Source organism: Methylocystis sp. Se48 (assembly GCF_056269425.1).
The window spans coordinates 1,137,366-1,154,730 of record NZ_CM149850.1; the positions used below are offsets into that span (position 1 = coordinate 1,137,366).

The 17,365-nt window shown below is 65.8% G+C and carries 18 protein-coding genes and 1 tRNA gene; 11 read left to right on the forward strand and 8 right to left on the reverse strand.

Features of this window, described 5'->3' with window-relative positions:
- The first annotated feature begins 56 nt into the window (after positions 1–56).
- Entirely contained in the window at positions 57–1,256 is a 1,200-nt protein-coding gene (locus ACV959_RS05550) for an IS256 family transposase (protein WP_475738920.1), read from the forward strand.
- A gap of 766 nt (positions 1,257–2,022) precedes the next feature.
- Here the strand turns inward: ACV959_RS05550 and ACV959_RS05555 are convergent.
- Positions 2,023–2,098, reverse strand: a tRNA-Glu gene (locus tag ACV959_RS05555).
- A gap of 115 nt (positions 2,099–2,213) precedes the next feature.
- On the opposite strand from ACV959_RS05555, the gene ACV959_RS05560 reads away from it, so the two are divergent.
- Entirely contained in the window at positions 2,214–3,509 is a 1,296-nt protein-coding gene (locus ACV959_RS05560) for a glutamate-5-semialdehyde dehydrogenase (RefSeq protein ID WP_475738921.1), read from the forward strand.
- Between the two features lie 70 nt (positions 3,510–3,579).
- Positions 3,580–4,185 (forward strand): nicotinate-nucleotide adenylyltransferase, encoded by a 606-nt coding sequence (locus ACV959_RS05565; protein WP_475738922.1) that lies wholly within the window; start codon positions 3,580–3,582, stop codon positions 4,183–4,185.
- A 1-nt stretch (position 4,186) separates the two neighbouring features.
- Here the strand turns inward: ACV959_RS05565 and ACV959_RS05570 are convergent, their stop codons facing one another.
- Complete coding sequence (locus ACV959_RS05570) at positions 4,187–4,492, reverse strand: hypothetical protein (RefSeq protein WP_475738923.1); 306 nt, start codon at positions 4,490–4,492, stop codon at positions 4,187–4,189.
- A gap of 292 nt (positions 4,493–4,784) precedes the next feature.
- Here ACV959_RS05570 and ACV959_RS05575 point away from each other — a divergent pair, with 292 nt between their 5' ends.
- A complete protein-coding gene (locus ACV959_RS05575; RefSeq protein WP_475738924.1) occupies positions 4,785–6,179 on the forward strand; it encodes a site-2 protease family protein in 1,395 nt (464 codons plus the stop codon).
- A 6-nt stretch (positions 6,180–6,185) separates the two neighbouring features.
- Here ACV959_RS05575 and rimO read toward each other — a convergent pair whose 3' ends face one another.
- Positions 6,186–7,529 (reverse strand): 30S ribosomal protein S12 methylthiotransferase RimO, encoded by a 1,344-nt coding sequence (gene rimO / locus ACV959_RS05580; RefSeq protein ID WP_475738925.1) that lies wholly within the window; start codon positions 7,527–7,529, stop codon positions 6,186–6,188.
- 470 nt (positions 7,530–7,999) lie between these two features.
- Between rimO and ACV959_RS05585 the strand changes: the two genes are divergently transcribed.
- From ACV959_RS05585 to ACV959_RS05615, 7 genes are all read left to right on the forward strand, one after another.
- Positions 8,000–8,983 (forward strand): beta-ketoacyl-ACP synthase III, encoded by a 984-nt coding sequence (locus ACV959_RS05585; protein WP_475738926.1) that lies wholly within the window; start codon positions 8,000–8,002, stop codon positions 8,981–8,983.
- Positions 8,984–9,115: 132 nt separating this feature from the next.
- Positions 9,116–10,186 carry a signal recognition particle-docking protein FtsY gene (gene ftsY, locus ACV959_RS05590; protein WP_475738927.1) on the forward strand — a complete coding sequence of 357 codons (1,071 nt, stop codon included), beginning with the start codon at positions 9,116–9,118 and terminating at the stop codon, positions 10,184–10,186.
- Positions 10,187–10,193: 7 nt separating this feature from the next.
- A complete protein-coding gene (locus ACV959_RS05595) occupies positions 10,194–10,823 on the forward strand; it encodes a septation protein A (protein ID WP_475738928.1) in 630 nt (209 codons plus the stop codon).
- A gap of 194 nt (positions 10,824–11,017) precedes the next feature.
- Entirely contained in the window at positions 11,018–11,737 is a 720-nt protein-coding gene (locus ACV959_RS05600; protein ID WP_475738929.1) for a L,D-transpeptidase, read from the forward strand.
- A gap of 72 nt (positions 11,738–11,809) precedes the next feature.
- Entirely contained in the window at positions 11,810–11,953 is a 144-nt protein-coding gene (locus tag ACV959_RS05605; RefSeq protein ID WP_475738930.1) for an oxidoreductase, read from the forward strand.
- A gap of 10 nt (positions 11,954–11,963) precedes the next feature.
- Positions 11,964–12,923, forward strand: coding sequence for a tyrosine recombinase (locus ACV959_RS05610; RefSeq protein WP_475738931.1), 960 nt, complete (start codon positions 11,964–11,966; stop codon positions 12,921–12,923).
- Between the two features lie 321 nt (positions 12,924–13,244).
- Positions 13,245–13,826 carry a bactofilin family protein gene (locus tag ACV959_RS05615; protein ID WP_475738932.1) on the forward strand — a complete coding sequence of 194 codons (582 nt, stop codon included), beginning with the start codon at positions 13,245–13,247 and terminating at the stop codon, positions 13,824–13,826.
- A gap of 149 nt (positions 13,827–13,975) precedes the next feature.
- Here ACV959_RS05615 and ACV959_RS05620 read toward each other — a convergent pair whose 3' ends face one another.
- The 5 genes from ACV959_RS05620 to ACV959_RS05640 form a co-directional block, all read right to left on the reverse strand.
- Positions 13,976–14,269, reverse strand: a complete 294-nt coding sequence (locus ACV959_RS05620) for a hypothetical protein (protein ID WP_475738933.1) — start codon at positions 14,267–14,269, stop codon at positions 13,976–13,978.
- A gap of 120 nt (positions 14,270–14,389) precedes the next feature.
- Positions 14,390–15,556, reverse strand: coding sequence for a radical SAM family heme chaperone HemW (gene hemW / locus ACV959_RS05625; RefSeq protein WP_475738934.1), 1,167 nt, complete (start codon positions 15,554–15,556; stop codon positions 14,390–14,392).
- 52 nt (positions 15,557–15,608) lie between these two features.
- Complete coding sequence (locus tag ACV959_RS05630; RefSeq protein WP_475738935.1) at positions 15,609–15,908, reverse strand: (2Fe-2S) ferredoxin domain-containing protein; 300 nt, start codon at positions 15,906–15,908, stop codon at positions 15,609–15,611.
- Positions 15,909–16,352: 444 nt separating this feature from the next.
- Entirely contained in the window at positions 16,353–16,958 is a 606-nt protein-coding gene (locus ACV959_RS05635) for a PilZ domain-containing protein (RefSeq protein WP_475738936.1), read from the reverse strand.
- A gap of 108 nt (positions 16,959–17,066) precedes the next feature.
- Positions 17,067–17,297, reverse strand: coding sequence for a hypothetical protein (locus ACV959_RS05640; protein WP_475738937.1), 231 nt, complete (start codon positions 17,295–17,297; stop codon positions 17,067–17,069).
- Positions 17,298–17,365: the final 68 nt, after the last annotated feature.

Below are 17,365 nucleotides of genomic sequence, written 5' to 3' on the forward strand. Positions count from 1 at the left end.
GACGATTCGCCGATAGGATCGGGTTGCGACACTCAAACGCAACCGAGGAACCGCCGATGACCGATGAGATGATGAACCTGCGCGCGCTCGTGGAGAAGGCCCCCGACGCGGATATTTTGCGCGAGATGATTGGTTTTGCCGCCGAGCGGCTGATGGAGATCGAGATCGGCGCCCTGACCGGGGCCGGCTATGGCGAGAAGAACCCCGAGCGGCTCGCTCAGCGCAACGGCTATCGCGAGCGGACCTGGGAGACGCGCGCCGGCGCCGTGGGGCTGCGCATCCCCAAGCTACGCAAGGGCAGCTATTTTCCCGGCTTTCTGGAGCCGCGGCGGATGGCCGAAAAGGCGCTGACCGCTGTCATCCAGGAGGCCTATATCCAGGGCGTTTCAACGCGCTCGGTCGATGATCTCGTCAAGGCCATGGGCATGAGCGGCGTCTCCAAGAGCCAGGTCTCGCGCCTGTGCGAGGAGATCGACGAGCGCGTCAAAGCCTTCCTCGAGCGGCCGATCGAAGGCGACTGGCCCTATCTTTGGATCGACGCGACCTATGTGAAGGCGCGGCAGAATGGCCGCATCGTCTCTCTGGCGGCGATCATCGCCGTGGGCGTCGACGCCGACGGCCGGCGCGAAGCGCTCGGCATGGACATCGGTCCCTCGGAGGCCGAGACATTCTGGACCGAGTTCCTGCGCAAGCTGCGTCGCCGGGGGCTGCGTGGCGTCAGGCTCGTCGTCTCCGACGCGCATGAAGGACTGAAGGCCGCAGTCGCCAAGGCGCTGCAATCGACCTGGCGGCGCTGCCGCGTCCACTTCATGCGCAATGCGCTCGCCCATGCCGGCAAGAGCGGCAGGCGCGTCGTCTCCGCCTTCATCGCCACCGCCGTCGCGCAGGACGACGCCGAGGCGGCAAAAGGCCAATGGCGCAAGGTCGCCGACCAGTTGCGCCCCAAGCTGCCGAAGCTCGCGACCTTCATGGACGACGCCGAGGCGGACGTGCTCGCTTATATGAGCTTCCCGGCGGCGCACCGCGCCAAGCTGCACAGCACGAATCCGATCGAGCGCCTGAACGGCGAGATCAAGCGGCGCACCGAGGTCGTCGGCATCTTCCCCAACGAGGCCGCCATCATCCGCCTCGTCGGCGCGATCCTGCTCGAACAGAACGACGAAGGGGCCGTCCAGCGCAGCCGATACATGACGCTGGAAACAATCGCGCCGTTCAGCGATGATGCGATCGTCCGGCTGCCCGCCGTGGCCGCCTGACCGACCCGGCTTGCCGGCGAGCGTCGTGATCACGCCAACCAGCTACGCCACGCCAAGGGACACGATCCGGCATGCTTCTCAGAAAGGTACTCGCGTTTCACCCGAGACACGACGTCAGCCCAAACGGCCGTCGTGTCCGCATCGTCGTCAGCTGTCGTTACTGCGCTCTGAGACATGGTTACTCTTATTGACAATGGGGTGATCGAACCTATCCGATTCGCTTGGCATAATGGGAGGGCGGCGCAGGTTTCACCAAATTTATCTGGTGGACGATGTGGGCGAGCGAGGGCATTGCCGCCATCCCAATTCCCGGGCCTAAGCTTGACGCACGGGGGCTCAAACGGGGAAGGTCAAGTGGCCGAGAACGCGTGTATGGTTGCGGCCTTCGATTTCGCAGTCTTATCCCCAGCGATGGGCGAGGGTTATCTACCTAGAGCGTCACCATATATGCTTTTTTTAAAAAATTTGTTTATGACAACCTGAAAAGCCCCCGGCCATATGGCTTTGAACCCCCCTTGGGGGAGTCGCTGTGGCCGAAGAATTCTTTTGATGCGAGGCTCGGAGCCGGAGCCGGTGGGGCCTTCGCGCGCTCGGGTCTCGTTTTGTCTCGAATAAGGCCACCGCGGGGAGGGGGCATCGACAGGGCGAGTGTTCGTCACTCCTCCCATCATGCCGTGGCCGCTGACGTTCGCCGACGCTTATCGGGCAAATGTTGGGCGCGCCGGGTTATTGGGTGCCAAGATCTTTCGCAAGTGCTTGATTTTTCTGGCGCTCCCTAGGGGACTCGAACCCCTGTTTTCGCCGTGAGAGGGCGACGTCCTAGACCGCTAGACGAAGGGAGCGGGGAGGAGGTTCTTTAGACTGCCCGCTGCGGCTCGGCAAGAGGCCATCGGGCGGACTTTCGCGCTTCTTTTCGTCGTGATAGCCAGACACTCCGCGTTTTTCAGGATTTACGTCATGACGCAGCCCCTGACCAAGGACACGCCTGACGCCGCGCGCGTCGAGACCGCCCTCGCCGAACTCGGGCGCGCCGCTCGAAAGGCGGCGCATGTCGTCGCCCTGGCCTCCACCGAGGCGAAGAACACGGCGTTGCGCGCAGCGGCCGGGGAAATCCGCCGCCGGCGCGCCGCCATTCTCGCCGCCAACGCCCTCGACGTCGCCGACGCGCGGGCGCGGGGGACTGCGGGCTCCTTCATCGACCGGCTGACGCTCGATCCCGGCCGCGTCGAAGCCATTGCGCGCGGCGTCGAGGAAATCGCCGATCTGCCCGACCCGGTCGGCCGCCTGCTCGCGCGGTTCGAGCGGCCGAACGGCCTCCTCATCGAGCGCGTCTCGACGCCGCTTGGCGTCATCGGCGTGATCTACGAGAGCCGCCCCAATGTCACCGCCGACGCAGGCGCGCTCTGCCTCAAGGCTGGCAACGCCTGCATTTTGCGCGGCGGGTCGGAGAGCCTGCGCTCCTCGCGCGCCATTCACGCCTGCCTTGTCGCGGGGCTCGACGCCGCGGGCCTGCCGGCGGCCGCGATCTCGCTCGTCGATACGCCCGACCGCGCCGCCGTGGGCGCCATGCTCGCGGGGCTCGACGGCGCGATCGACGTCATCGTGCCGCGCGGCGGCAAGAGCCTCGTCGCGCGCGTGCAGCACGAAGCGCGCGTGCCTGTCTTCGCCCATCTCGAGGGCATCGTTCACGTCTTCGTGCACGCGGACGCCGATCTCGACATGGCGAAGCGCGTGCTGCTCGACGCCAAGATGCGGCGCACCGGAATATGCGGCGCGGCGGAAACGCTGCTCGTCGACCGCGCCTGCGCCGAAACCCATCTGGCCCCGCTCGTTGCGATGCTGATTGACGCGGGCTGCGAAGTGCGCGGCGACGCGGCGGCGCAGGCGGCCGACCCGCGCGTGAAGCCCGCCGTCGAGGAAGACTGGAGCGCGGAATATCTCGACGCGATCATCGCCGCGAGGGTGGTGGACGGGGTCGACGCCGCAATCGACCATATCGAGACCTACGGCTCGCATCACACGGACTGCATCATCACGCGCAACGGCGCCGTCGCGCAGCGCTTTATGAAGGAAGTCGACTCGGCGATCGTGCTGCACAACGCCTCGACGCAATTCGCGGACGGCGGCGAATTCGGCTTCGGAGCCGAAATCGGCATTGCGACGGGACGCATGCATGCCCGCGGGCCGGTGGGCGTCGAGCAGTTGACGTCGTTCAAATATCGCGTGCATGGCGACGGCCAGGTGCGGGGGTGAGCGCGGGGGTGAGCGCGGGGTCACGCGCCGGCCTGCGCGCCCGGCCTGCGCGCGCGGTCGCGCTTGCGCCATGAGAAGCTTTGTCCGGCTCCCGCCGCACGCCCCCGGCATGCGCATCGGGCTCTTCGGCGGATCGTTCAATCCGCCGCACGAGGGTCATTTGCTGGTTTCGCGCACGGCCCTGAGGCGGCTTGGCCTCGATCGGCTGTGGTGGCTCGTGACGCCCGGCAATCCTCTGAAGGACCAGCGCGAACTCGATGCGCTCGCGGCGCGGGCGACGGCCGCCCGAGCCATCGCCCGCGATCCGCGCATCGCCGTCACCGAGTTGGAGTCCGAGATCGGCGCGCGCTACACCGCCGATACGCTGCGCTTCCTTCGCGCACGTTGTCCGGGGGTCCGTTTCGTCTGGATCATGGGCGCGGACAACCTCCTGCAATTCCATCGCTGGCGGCGATGGGAGGACATCATGCGCGCCGTGCCGGTCGCGATCGTCGACCGCCCGGGCGCGACGTGGCGCGCCGCGAATTCGAAAGCCGCCCGGCGATTTTCGCGGGCGAGACGACGCGAGGAAGAGGCGGGACGGATCGCCCGCGCCGCGCCGCCGGCCTTCGTATACCTCCATGGTCCGCGCAGCCCGCGGTCTTCCACGGAGCTGCGCCGAAAGACTCGAGGCTGAATTATTTCCGGTCGAAGAGCGGGATGATCCAGCGTTGGTAGGCCCAGAAGCTCGCCGGAATGCCGATGAAGATCGCGACCCACATCATCATCGAATTGTCGGTGACGTTCTCGTAGAAGCTTCCGCCCTCGTGCACCGCCTGGGTGTAGGGGTTGCGCACGAAGAGCGTCATCAGGAACGAGCCGATGAAGATCGCGCCAACGATGTAGAAGACGCTCTTCGGAATGAGCATGACAGGTTTCTGATTTTGTGGTTGTTTCTGGTCCTGGGGCGCCTGCGGGGGGGTGGCGTTCGGTTCGTCGGTCATGTCGCTTCGCTCCTGAGCGTTTTCCTCTCCGACTAATATGGATCACGCCGGGGCGTAGCGCCATAGAGGCGCGGCGGGGAAACCAATTGGCGTGACCTCTTGGATATAGGCGGTTGCAAGCGGATGGAAGCCAGCTTTTCTCGCCAAAGAGCGCGCAAAAAGCCGGCATGGGTAAAGGGTAACCGTCTCAACGGCTCTGGCCGCGCTTCAATTATTCGTGAAGACGCCGCCCCATAATGTGGGCGCATCTCGACAGGATGGCGCGATGACGGGCGTTCGGGACTTTTCCTTCATGGCTTTTTTGGACGGCGCCTTCTCGTCGCTGCTCTGGTCGGCGGTGGGCTTCGCAGCCTGGTGGGTGATGTTTCGCGCGCCGCTGGGCCGTCGACCCTTCAGGGCCCGCATTCTCGTCAAGGCTCCAGCCGAGCGGATCTGGGCGGCCTGTCTGACGGAGCCGTCGCCGCCCGGCGGCTGGAGCGGGGCGCTCGAAATTTCCCGTCAGGGTTTCGAGGGCGGAGATCCGCCGGATCGGCATCGGGCTTTCGTGCGTCACGGCGGCGACGGGCCGTTCCGCGAGTCGCGCTGGCGGGTGCGTCGCTATGTCCCGAACCGTCTTTTCGAGGCGGAGCAGCTGGCGATGGAGGGCGCGAAGCCCGGGTCGGTCGAACGCACCGGCGTTCGTCTGAAGCTCACGCCGCAGGGCGAGGCGGTGCTCGTCGAACATGAAACGACCCGGCTGGCGCGCGGCGTCTTCGGGCACCTCTACGTTCCACGCGCCAGTCGGCGCTTTCTGGAGCATGTGCGGTCCCATTGCGAGGGCCTGGACGCCGCGCCGCATAGGGCGGTGGTGAGCCGCCGCGCGAGCTTTTTCCTCGCCGTTCTCGCCTTTGCGGCCATCGTCGGGATATTCAGCGCCGGCAATCCGGAGGTGTGGGGGGTCGCCGCCTTCGTCGCGATCTTTTTGCAGCTCGCGATCTGGCTGCACGAATATGGCCATCTCGTCGCCATGCGCTGGTTCGGCCACGCAGACGCGGCCTTCATGATGGTCCCGCTTCTCGGCGGCGCGGCGATCAACGCGCGGCGGTCGAAGACGCGGTTCGAGGAGGCCGTGATCGCGCTGATGGGGCCCGCCCTGTCCGGAGCGGCCGTCCTTGCGCTGACGCCTTTCGTCCCGTTGGGACTGCGCTTCTTCACCTCCGCCATCGGCGCCGAGCCGATGAACTGGCTGGATCCGGAATCGCTTGCGACCTGGGCCGGGCTTTGCGCGATCGCCTTTCTCGCCATGGCGATCCCGATCAATCTCTACAATCTGGTTCCGCTCGGCGCGCTCGACGGCGGCCGCGTCGTTTCGGCGCTGGCGAGGGGGCGCGTCTCGCAGGCGCTGCTCGCTTCGGCGATTTTCGGGGCGCTGGCCTTCGCTCTGGTCGGCACGGCGAACGCGGTCGATCTTGGCGCCGCGCTCGCTTTCGTCGTGATCGTCTGGGTCGTGGGCCAGCTCACCTCGGAAAGTTCGCTCGAGCAGGCGCCGCCGATGAGCCTTCGGGAGACCTGCGTGACGCTGGCGCTGCTCATCATGACGTTGACCGTTTACGTGGACGCGTCGCGGTCGATCACCCCGGCCGTCCTGGCGGCGCTGCGGGAGGGCGTCGGGGGCGGCGTCGATCAGGACAAAGCTGACGGCGTCTGAGCGCCGTCAGACGGCGGCGCCGTAGACGTCATAGGCGTCCGCGCGCTCGACCTTGATGGTCACGAGGTCGCCCGGCCGCAGCGGCCGCCGCGCGGCGACGAAGGCCGCGCCGTCGATCTGCGGCGCATCGGCCTTGGTCCTGCCTTTGGCGGGCGCGCCGCCCGGGCCGCCGCCGGCTTCGTCGACGATGACCTGGAGCCGTTTGCCGAGCTTGCGCTTCATCAGCCGCTCGGAAACGGCCTGCTGCTTCTCCATGAAGCGCTTCCAGCGGCTCTCCTTCACCTCGTCGGGGACGGGCGTCAGGCCGAGGTCGTTCGCCGGCGCGCCGGCGACGGGCTCGAATTTGAAGGCGCCGGCGCGGTCGATCTCGGCTTCGTCGAGCCAGTCGAGGAGCGTCGCGAAATCCTCCTCCGTCTCGCCCGGAAAGCCGACGATGAAGGTGGAGCGCAATGTCAGATCCGGGCAGGCGGCGCGCCAGGACTTGATCCGGGCGAGGGTCTTTTCCTCGTTCGCCGGACGCTTCATCGCCCTCAGGACGTCGGGCGCCGCGTGCTGGAAGGGAATGTCGAGATAGGGAAGGACCTTGCCCTCCGCCATCAGGCCGATGACCTCGTCGACATGAGGGTAGGGGTAAACGTAATGGAGCCGCACCCAGGCCCCGAGTTCGCCGAGCTCCCGCGCCAGATCGAGGAAGCGCGCGCGCACCGTCCGGTCGCCGAAGACGCTTTCGGCGTAGCGCAGGTCGCGGCCATAGGCGCTCGTGTCCTGCGAGATGACGAGCAATTCCTTCACGCCGGCGCGTACGAGCTTTTCCGCCTCGCGCAGCACCTCGGCGGCCGGGCGCGAGACGAGCGGCCCGCGCAGATGCGGGATGATGCAGAAGGAGCAGCTGTTGTCGCAGCCTTCCGAAATTTTCAGATAGGCGTAATGGCGCGGCGTAAGCTTCACGCCCTGTTCGGGCACGAGATCGACGAAAGGATCGTGCGCGGGCGCGGCGGCGCGATGCACGGCCTCGACCACGCTTTCATATTGCTGGGGGCCGGTGATCGCCAGAACGTCCGGAAAATGCGCGCGGATCGCCTCCGGTTCGGCGCCCATGCAGCCGGTGACGACGACCTTGCCGTTTTCGGCCAGCGCCGCGCCGATGGCGTCGAGCGACTCGGCCTTGGCGCTGTCGAGAAAGCCGCAGGTGTTGACGACGACCACGTCGGCGCCTTCGTGGCGCCGCGCGAGTTCATAGCCCTCGGCGCGAAGCCGGGTGACGATGCGCTCGCTGTCGACGAGCGCCTTGGGACAGCCGAGCGAGACGAAAGAGACGCGCGGGGCGGGACGCTTCTGGTCTTCCTGCATCGCGCCCGATTGCCACGGCGCGGCCCGGAACGCAATCGAAACGCGCCGGTCAGGCCGTCATGGCGCCGACAAGGGCGTAGAGCGCGACGGCGGCGAAGACGAGGGCGTGAACCATGGACGCGAACTCCACTGGCGCGCCGCGGGGGCGCGCGGAACAAGACGAGGATTTTTCTGAGGCCGAAGCCGGGCGGCGGCGCGCCGCATCGACCGGACGTTAATAGTTTCCCGCGCGTTAAAAAAAGGTTTCAGAAACGCCGGATCGGCCGCCCGAAAAGCGGGCGTCCTCGGCGCCGGAGCGTCTTCTGTCCGCATTCTTCATTCAAGATCATTGGCTTGCGAGGCGACGCAAAAACTGTTTGCGCTCCGCGCCTGCGCAACTATGAATAGCCGCGCCGGAGCCCGCCCGCGCGCCGACTGCGCCGCCGCCGGTTAACGCCAAGCCTTCAGCGCCAATCAGAAAGACCCGAGCCTTGCCGAAGTCGATCGTTCTCGGAACCGGTTCCTATGCGCCCGAGCGCGTTCTCACCAACGCCGATCTCGAGAAGATGGTCGCCACCAATGGCGAGTGGATTGTCAGCCGCACGGGCATCAGGGAACGGCGCGTCGCCGCCGAGCGCGAGGCGACATCGGACCTTGCCGCCGCCGCCGCGCGCCAGGCGCTGGACTTCGCGGGTGTGCGCCCGGAGGAGGTGGACATGATCGTCGTCGGCACCGTCACCGGCGACACGCCGACGCCCTCCTGCGCCGCCTTCGTCCAGGAGCTTCTCGGCGCGCGCAACGCCTTCTGCTTCGACGTCGCGGCGGCCTGCGCGGGCTCGCTCTACGGCCTCACGATCGCCGACCAGTTCATCCGCTCCGGCATGGTGAGGCGGGCGCTCGTCATCGGCGCGGAGACGCTGAGCCGTTTCGTCGACTGGACGAACCGCGAAACCTGCGTCCTTTTCGGCGACGCGGCCGGCGCCATCCTGCTCGGCGCAACGGAGGAGGAGGGCCGCGGCCTCCTCGCCGCGACGCTGCGCACGGACGGCTCCATGACCGGGATCCTCGGCATATTCGGCGGCGGCAGCCGGCGGCCGTTGTCGCCGGAGCTGATCGCCGACAACGGCAATAAAATCAAGATGCGCGGCCGGGAGGTCTACAAGGTCGCGACGCGGCTCTTGCCGGAAGTCGTCGCTGAGACGCTCGCCAAGGCGGGGCTGACGGCCGCCGACGTGACTCATGTCATCGCCCATCAGGCCAATCAGCGCATCATCGAATCCGCGCTCGACAATCTCGGCGTGCCGATCGAGAAATGCTGGATCAACATCGACCGCTACGGCAACACCTCGAGCGCCTCCATGCCCATCACGCTGGACGAAGCCAACCGTGCGGGCAGGCTGAAAAAGGGCGACGTCATCGCCATGATGGCGATCGGCGCGGGGATGACCTGGGGCGGGGCTGTGCTGCGGTGGTGAGCCGCCGCGCGTCCTGATCGACGCCCGACCATCGACGTTGCGCGCGCAATTGTCGGAGACTGGCGATCTTGCCCGTGGCCGCTAGCCCTTTATGCGTTACTAGTGTAGGCAGTGCGCCGATCGAGGGGACGCATGACGGACGCAGACGGGTCTAAAAAACGCGGCATGTTCGCCCGCCTGTTTGGCAGGGGCGGCGGGGATGAGAAGGCGGACGCGGCCGGGGCGCCGGCCGAGGAGGCCCCCAAGCGCTCATGGTGGCAGCGGCTGACAGGCGGCCTCGCCCGCACCTCGCAGGCGATCACCCAGGGCGTCGCCGACATTTTCACCAAGCGCAAGCTCGACGCGCTCACGCTCGAGGAGCTGGAGGACGTGCTGCTGCGCGCCGACCTTGGGGTCGGCGCCGCGTCGCGCATCACCCAAGCCGTGGGCAAAGTCCGCTACGAACGGGACATTGCGCCCGAGGAAGTGCGCGCGATCCTCGCCCGTGAGGTCGAGGCGGTGCTGACCCCGGTCGCAAAGCCTTTCGATGTTGACGAGAGCAGGAAGCCGTTCATCGTTCTCGTCGTGGGCGTCAACGGCTCCGGCAAGACGACGACCATCGCCAAGCTCGCCTCCAAATGGACGAGCGAGGGCCGGAAGGTCGTGCTCGCCGCGGGCGACACCTTCCGCGCGGCGGCCGTCGATCAGCTCAAAATCTGGGGCGCACGGCTCGACGCCGAGGTGGTGGCGGGCAAGGAGGGCGCCGACGCCGCCGGCCTCGCCTTCGACGCCATCAAACGCGCCCAGGAGACCGGGGCAGACATTCTGCTGATGGACACCGCCGGGCGGCTCCAGAACCGCGCCGAACTCATGGCGGAACTCGAAAAGATCGTCCGCGTGATGAAGAAGGCCGAGCCCGATGCGCCGCATTCGGTGCTGCTCGTGCTCGACGCCACCGTCGGCCAGAACGCGCTCCAGCAGGTCGAGGTCTTCGAGCGCACGGCGGGCGTCACCGGCCTCGTCATGACCAAGCTCGACGGCACGGCCCGCGGCGGCATTCTCGTCGCCATCGCCGAGGCCTACGGCCTGCCGATCCACTTCATCGGCGTTGGCGAGGGAGCCGACGACCTCGAACCCTTCACCGCCAGGGATTTCGCGCGCGCGATCGCCGGCCTCGACTCGGAAGACGAAGAAGATGCGCCCCAGGCGGCGCCGGAAAGCTAAGTTTCTCATGACTCAGGAAACGACGGACCGTCCGGCGGCGACCCCGCCGGCGGGCCACAAGAAAAAGAAGCTCAATCCCTGGCTGAAACTCGCGCTCGAACTCGGGCCGCTCATCGTCTTCTTCATTGTCAACGGGCGGTTCGGCATTTTCGCCGCGACCGGCGTGCTGATGGCCGGCGTGGTGCTCACCCTCGGGGTTTCCTGGGCGATCACGAAACATCTGCCGGCGATGCCGGTCGTCACCGCCGTCCTGGTTCTGGTCTTCGGCGGACTCACCGTGTTTCTCCAGAACGAGGACTTCATCAAGCTCAAGGTGACGATCCTCTATTCCATGTTCGGCGCGACGCTGATCGGCGCGCTTTACTTCGGGAAGCTCTTGCTGCCCATCGTTTTCGACCTTGCGATCCACATCGACGACGCGGGATGGCGCAAGCTGACGTGGCGCTGGGGGCTGTTCTTCTTTTTCCTGGCCGGTCTCAACGAAGTCGTTCGCCGCGCGCTGTCGACCGACGACTGGGTGAATTTCAAGGTCTTCGGCATCCTGCCGCTGACCGTCCTGTTCGCGCTCGCGCAGGCGCCGCTTATCATGCGGCACGAAATCCCCGCCGAGGAGGAAGACTCCGAGTCGCATTTCTGAACCCGCGGCGCCGGCGCGCAAGGGCTCGTTCATGATTAACATTCATCTGCCGATAACCAAGTATAGCTTGGATTTGGTTATTGGTAACTAAGATAATTGCTTATGATTTACCGTAAAAATCTACCGTATATGATCGAAACTGTCTCCAATCGCGTCGACCCCAAGCAGATCGCGCGTTCGCAGTGGTTTTCGTCATGTTCAAGCGTGTCCGTGTTTTCCGGCTTGCCGCTTCCGTTTCCCTGGCCGCTCTCCTCGTCGGCGCGGCTCATGCCAATCCCGCCATTTCCGCGGCGCCCGTGTATCCGGGCGGCTATTACGATCAGCGGCAAAGTCCCCTCGGCGGCGGCCTGATCGAGGCGCTGGTCGGCGACGATCCGGCGCCGGTTCGCTATGCGACGCCGCATCCCAATGCGGGGGCCGCGCATGTCGCCGCCTATGCGCCGCAGCAGGTCGAAATGCAACGCGCGGTCGATCCGATGTATGCGCGCACGGAGGTCGATTACCGCGGCGTCGAGGCGCCCGGCACCATCGTCGTCGACACGCCGAACAAGTTCCTTTATTTCATTCAGGGACGCGGCCGCGCGATCCGCTATGGCATCGGCGTCGGGCGTCCCGGCTTCGAATGGTCGGGCGTGAAGACGGTCAGCCGCAAGGCGGAGTGGCCGGATTGGACGCCGCCGGCGGAAATGCTCGCCCGCCGCCCGGATTTGCCGCGCCATATGGCGGGAGGACCCGCCAATCCGCTCGGCGCCCGCGCGCTCTATCTCGGATCGTCGCTTTATCGGATCCACGGCACGAACGAGCCTCACACCATCGGTCAGAATGTGTCGTCGGGATGCATCCGCATGATGAACGACGACGTGGTCGATCTCTACGATCGCGTGCCCGTCGGCGCGAAAGTGGTGGTGCGATGACGGATCGGCGGTTGCAATCGCGCGCGCTTCGCGCGATAGCTGGTTAACAGAGGTTGACGACGGATCCTTTCATTGCCGAGCCTTCTCCGTTTTTTGGCGCTCGTCGCCGCGATTGTCGGACTGGTGTATGGCGCGATGGTCGCGGTCGTTTCCTTCGTGACGCCGCAGCCGCGCGAAATGACCTATACGATCCCGGCGCAGCGTCTCAACAAGTGAGACGCGCGCAGTGAGCGTGAGCGCCGCGCGCCTGCTGGACTCCTTTCTCGACATGCTGGCCGCCGAGCGCGGCGCGGCGCGCAACACGCAGGACGCCTACCGGCGCGACCTCGTCGACTACATCGACTTTCTGAAAAGGCGCGGCCAGGATCCGGGCGACGTTTCCACGGACGGCCTGCGCGCTTACCTCGCCGCGCTCGACGGCCGCGGCATGTCGACCGCGACGGTGGCCCGGCGCGTCTCGGCCATCCGCCAGTTCCACAAATTTCTTTATGTGGACCGCCATCGCAGCGACGATCCGGCTGCGGCGCTCAAGGCGCCGCGCCAGGCGCGCAGCGCGCCGGGCGTCATGTCGGTCGACGATGTGGACCGGCTGCTCGCGACGGCGGCCGAGGGGCTGGACGACGAAAACCGTCCTCTGCGAGATCGGCTCCGCGCCGCGCGGCTCCATGCGCTGCTCGAAACCCTTTATGCGACGGGGCTGCGCGTTTCGGAGCTGGTGTCGCTCCCAAAAAGCGCGGCGCGAGCGCGCGATCCTTTCATCGCCATCCGGGGCAAAGGCGGGCGCGAACGATTGACTCCCCTGACCGGGCGGGCAAAACGCGCCATCGGCGCCTATCGACGGATGCTGGAGTCGCTGTCGCCGGCATTGGCGGAAGGTCCGTTTCTCTTTCCCGCCGACAGCGACAGCGGCCATCTGACCCGACAGGCTTTCGCGCGCGAAATGAAGGCGCTGGCCGCCGCGGCGGGCCTGTCGGCCGCGCAGGTTCATCCTCATGCGCTGCGCCATGCTTTCGCCAGCCATCTCCTGCAAAATGGAGCGGATTTGCGCGTCGTGCAGGAGTTGCTCGGCCACGCGGACATCTCGACGACACAGATCTACACACATGTTCTCGACGAACGGATGCGCGCCATGGTTCGCGACCTGCACCCCCTGTCGGACCCTCCTGCAAGGAATGAAAAGATTTGATTTTTGTCTGAAAGAAAAATTGGGCAGGTGCGAAAGTAATCAACGCTGAAGGGTAATGTTTTTACGGGCTTGTTCTTCGCTATTGCCGGTTCGTCGCACGGTCGAGGCTGCGCTCGTAAATTTCGGTGCAAATTCAATGACGGCTAGCTTGATCGCAGTCAGAGCGTCCGGCGCGCCGGACGGCGTGGAAACAAGAAAAGTCTTTTTCGGATGAAACGGCCGCGTGCACGCTCTGTTCGCCCTTTTTTATTGCAGGTAGCGTTTTTGTAACGTAGTCTGTCAACGTTAACCAATTTGGCTTTGGGCAAAAGGGTGGGTTAAATGGCGATCAATGCAACCGCGAGTTTCAGGCCTGACCAGGAAAATGTTGTTTATGTTGGCGCTGGGGTCACCCTGAAGGGCGAGATTTCTGTTCCGGATCTGATCGTGGTCGACGGCACGGTCGAAGGCGACGTCACCGCCCGCGTGGTCTGCGTCGGTCAGTCCGGCGTCATCCGTGGAAATATTTCGGCGACCGAGGCCGACATCAGCGGATGGATCACCGATCACATCGAGATCAAGCAGCTTCTCATCGTCCGCTCGACCGGCCGCGTCGAGGGGCGAGTCACGTATGGCGAGATCGAGCTCGAGAAGGGCGCGGTCGTCACGGGCGATCTCTCCGCCACCGATGATTATCGCGTCATGGCCAGGCCCGCCGCTCAGGCCCGGGCCGTCAGCGAACGCGACGAATTCGAACCCGCCCCGGTCGCGAAGAGTGCCGGAAGGTCGCTCGACCGCCTGAACGAGGCGGTGCGCGCAGCCAAGAACGGCGCCGCCAAGGGCCCTCTTTACCTCGCGGCGGACGCAGAACCGCTGAAGCGCAATGTGGTCCGTTCGTCGCTGAATCGTCGCGTCACGGCCTGACGGCTCTGCTATCCGCCGCGTCCGAAGCCCCTCGCCCGGTCTTTGCGCTCTGCGCGAAAGCCGGGCGTTTTCCTCTCGGGCGGCGTCTCAAGAAGCCGCGGCGCGGAGGCTCCATCGCTGATCGCCGCGATTGCCATGCGCCGATGCGGCTATCCGAAAAAGCGCTTCTTGAGAATGTTGTAGAGGAGGGTGACGATCGCGCCCGTCATGCCGCCGCCGACGGCCTGACCCAAGAAAACGCCGATATCGAAACCGCTTCCGCCGCTCGCCGCGCTGGCCAGCGACGGAATGATCGCGCTGAGCAACTGGCCGCCGAGTCCGCCGCCGAGGGCGCCGCTGATAAGGTCGCCGAGCGCGTTGTCGCTCTTCGTGGCCTTGCCGGCCGCCTTGCCGCCGAGCGCCCCGGCGACGGCCTGAACAAGAATGTCGGTGAGCACAGACATGAAAAAACGCTCCAGATTTCGAGGGCGCGGTCCGCCGGAGTGGCGGTCCTCGCTCTGATTAAGCGATTTGGACCCTTTAAGGTTCCCCGGGCCGTCGTCTGCGGCCGCGCGCCATGAAGCTCAGGCCGCGAGATCGGCCACCACCGCGTCGAGGACGGGGAAGCCTTCGGAACTCACGCGAAGGCGGTTTTCCCGGGTGATCTCGACCAGGCCGTCGCCGATGAGTTCGCTGATCCGCGATTGCGACAGCTTCTTGCCAGTGAGCAGCATATAGCGCTGAGGATCGATGCCTTCGCGCAGGCGCAGGCCCATCAGCAGGAACTCGTCGCCTTCCTGCTCCGGGTTCAGCAATTCGTCCTCGACGAGGCCGTGGCCTTCGGTCTCGACGCAGGTGAGCCACATCTCCGGATGTCTTTCGCAGGCCTGTGCGCGGCGCCCGCGCGTCGTGACGATGCGACCGTGCGCGCCGGGGCCGACGCCCGCATATTCGCCATAACGCCAGTAGACCAGATTGTGCCGGCACTCCGCGCCCGGGCGCGCGTGGTTGGAGACCTCGTAGGAGGGCAGGCCGTGGCGCGCCGTCGCCTCCTGCGTCACGTCCCACAGCGCGCGCTGCGTATCGATGTCGGGGATCGACATTTTCCCGGCGTTGACCATGCGCTCGAACATGGTGTCCGGTTCGATCGTCAACTGATAGAGCGACACATGCTCCGGCGCGCGGGCGAGCGCGAGGTCGAGCTCCTTGCGCCAGGCCGCGGGCGTCTGACCCGTGCGACCGTAGATGAGGTCGAAAGAAACGCGCTCGAAGACGGAGCTCGCGACGTCGAGCGCCATCAGCGACTCGGCGACCGAATGCTGGCGCCCGAGCGCCTTGAGGTCGATGTCGTTCAGAGCCTGGAGGCCGAGCGAGACGCGGTTGACGCCCGCCGCCTTGAAGCCGCGAAAGCGCGAGGCCTCGACGCTCGTGGGATTGGCTTCGAGCGTCACCTCGACGTCCCGCGCCATAGTCCAGTGGCTGGCGATCTGGCCGAGGACGGCCTCGACGGTCGAGGGCGACATCAGGGAGGGCGTGCCGCCGCCGAAAAACACCGAACGCACTTCCCGTCCCGGCGCGAGGCGGGCGCGATGCGCGATTTCTATGGCGAAGGCCTCGACGAAGCGGTCCTCGTCCACGTCGCCGCGGCGGACGTGGCTGTTGAAGTCGCAGTAGGGGCATTTCGACAGGCAGAACGGCCAGTGGACGTAAACGCCGAAGCCGGGGTCGAAAGCATTCCGAATCGTCGCCATGCCTCCTTATCGCACGAAATCGCCCAAAACGCAGGAGTCGCGCGGCGGCGGCTCATGCGCCGTCCGGCCTCCCGACGGGCGACAATGCGCTGCGGATCGTTTCCATCAGGTCGTCGACGTCCGGCCCCGCGACCGCGTCGCCGGAGGGCTCCAGCCGCAGGACAGGGTCGCGCGTGCAGAGCCGCAGGCAATCGCGCGTCGCGAGCTGCAGGCGAGCGCCTGCGAGTTCTTCCGGATAGGTCCGGGCGAGGGCCGCTCGGACCTCCGCCAGCAGGGCGCGCCCGCGCCCTTCGGCGTCGCAGCGCGGGCCGACGCAAACGAGGATGCGGATTGGCGGGGCGGGGAGAGTCACGTGAGGGATCGCAGCCGGCTGCTCTTCTAATGAGGCTCAATTTGTAATGAGGCTCAATTTGGCCTGATCTACCCGAAACGAAAACAGGCGATGTCCTTGCTGCGACCGAGCGCCGCGGCGCCCTATGTGCGCCGCAATGCGGTTTTTCCCGGGAAATTGGCGGAAAATGCAGTCGTTCCCGCGCGAAGAAAACGGGACACTAATTCCCTGATGTTCGGCTTAACAGCCCGAGGTCGCGGCGAACGCCGGGCCGGGCATGGGCGCGGGAGGTTAGCATGGCGGGATACGGACTTGCCGTCCTGGTCTTTGCGGTGGCGACGGCCACGTTGGGCTATTACTGGCTCCGCAACGACTGACAGCGTCGAGGGCCGCGCTCCGCCGCCGGTGGTTGCGGACGGAGCGCCGTCGCTCGTGGTCCAGGAGGAGAAGCGGCGGCCCCGCGCGTCAAAGGCGCGTCAGTTCGTCGATCTCGCCCCGCCCGAAGGGCGTGACGAATTCCCCTGCGAATCCGTTCTCAAAATGGCGCACGACGACGATCGGCGTTGTTCCGATCAAGACGGGCGTTCCGAGATTCGGCTGCAATTCGGACTCGACTGCGACGCCTGACCTGGAAAAATTCAAAATTTTTACGATTGTTTCCTTGCTGTTGGGGAGCCGCAGCACAGCGCGGCGCAGGATTGGCGCGAAGCGCTCGTGGCGTCTCTCGTCTTCGAGGTTGAGGGCTTTCCGGTTCGCGAACCATGTCAGCTGGTCGGCGAGATGTTCCCTTTTTCGCGGCGACATGTTCAAGGTCATGGCGAAGCCTTCGGGAACGATGCGCACGGCGTTGCCCTCGAATCGGCCCAGCGCATCCAGATAGACGACGACCGCTTCCCCGATCGCCGGTTTCCCCGGACAGGTCAGCAACATCCCGCCGGGCGAAATATTCTCCGTCCGGCACGGAAACTCGCTGCGCGATGCGAGCATGTAGCGTCCGGACAGATTGAGGCGCACGCGCTGGAAACGGCGCGTTTCGGGCAATCCATAGGCGTTGGGAAGCGGTTGCGGCATGGCTGGCGTGGGCGGACTGTCAGAGCGTCGATCGCCGCCAGATTAGAAAACTCCTATTAAAAAACGGCTACTTAGCTAAGCCTGAGCGTTCAGCGCGCGGCGGTTCCTTCAAATAGCGCGTCTTTGCCATTTCGGCCGGAAGATCGCCGGCGCGGGGCCGATGACGCCGATCAGGCCGACGTGCCCCGCGAGCCAATATTCCCCCGCCAGGATCAACGCGGCCGCGAACAGATACAGGATAGCCGCCGACATCCTGAACCGGATGGCGCGGAAGCGGCCCGCCAACGGCAGGGCGGATTCCGGCTCCGCGCGCTTTTCCTTCTGAAATGTCATCGACATCGGTCTGCCTTCCGTTGGAACCCCTCCATTGCGCGAGTCTGGCGCCAAACGCCTTGTCAAACCGTTGC

What these genes read in the sequence shown, in the direction of transcription:
- ACV959_RS05600 (WP_475738929.1), top strand. Translation starts at nt 11,018, where the DNA reads ATGTTCAAGCGTGTCCGTGTTTTCCGGCTTGCCGCTTCCGTTTCCCTG.
- ACV959_RS05595 (WP_475738928.1), top strand. Translation starts at nt 10,194, where the DNA reads ATGACTCAGGAAACGACGGACCGTCCGGCGGCGACCCCGCCGGCGGGC.
- hemW (WP_475738934.1), bottom strand. Translation starts at nt 15,556, where the DNA reads ATGGCGACGATTCGGAATGCTTTCGACCCCGGCTTCGGCGTTTACGTC.
- ACV959_RS05570 (WP_475738923.1), bottom strand. Translation starts at nt 4,492, where the DNA reads ATGACCGACGAACCGAACGCCACCCCCCCGCAGGCGCCCCAGGACCAG.
- ACV959_RS05575 (WP_475738924.1), top strand. Translation starts at nt 4,785, where the DNA reads ATGGCTTTTTTGGACGGCGCCTTCTCGTCGCTGCTCTGGTCGGCGGTG.
- ACV959_RS05565 (WP_475738922.1), top strand. Translation starts at nt 3,580, where the DNA reads ATGAGAAGCTTTGTCCGGCTCCCGCCGCACGCCCCCGGCATGCGCATC.
- rimO (WP_475738925.1), bottom strand. Translation starts at nt 7,529, where the DNA reads ATGCAGGAAGACCAGAAGCGTCCCGCCCCGCGCGTCTCTTTCGTCTCG.
- ACV959_RS05620 (WP_475738933.1), bottom strand. Translation starts at nt 14,269, where the DNA reads ATGTCTGTGCTCACCGACATTCTTGTTCAGGCCGTCGCCGGGGCGCTC.
- ACV959_RS05550 (WP_475738920.1), top strand. Translation starts at nt 57, where the DNA reads ATGACCGATGAGATGATGAACCTGCGCGCGCTCGTGGAGAAGGCCCCC.
- ACV959_RS05640 (WP_475738937.1), bottom strand. Translation starts at nt 17,297, where the DNA reads ATGTCGATGACATTTCAGAAGGAAAAGCGCGCGGAGCCGGAATCCGCC.
- ftsY (WP_475738927.1), top strand. Translation starts at nt 9,116, where the DNA reads ATGACGGACGCAGACGGGTCTAAAAAACGCGGCATGTTCGCCCGCCTG.
- ACV959_RS05560 (WP_475738921.1), top strand. Translation starts at nt 2,214, where the DNA reads ATGACGCAGCCCCTGACCAAGGACACGCCTGACGCCGCGCGCGTCGAG.
- ACV959_RS05615 (WP_475738932.1), top strand. Translation starts at nt 13,245, where the DNA reads ATGGCGATCAATGCAACCGCGAGTTTCAGGCCTGACCAGGAAAATGTT.
- ACV959_RS05635 (WP_475738936.1), bottom strand. Translation starts at nt 16,958, where the DNA reads ATGCCGCAACCGCTTCCCAACGCCTATGGATTGCCCGAAACGCGCCGT.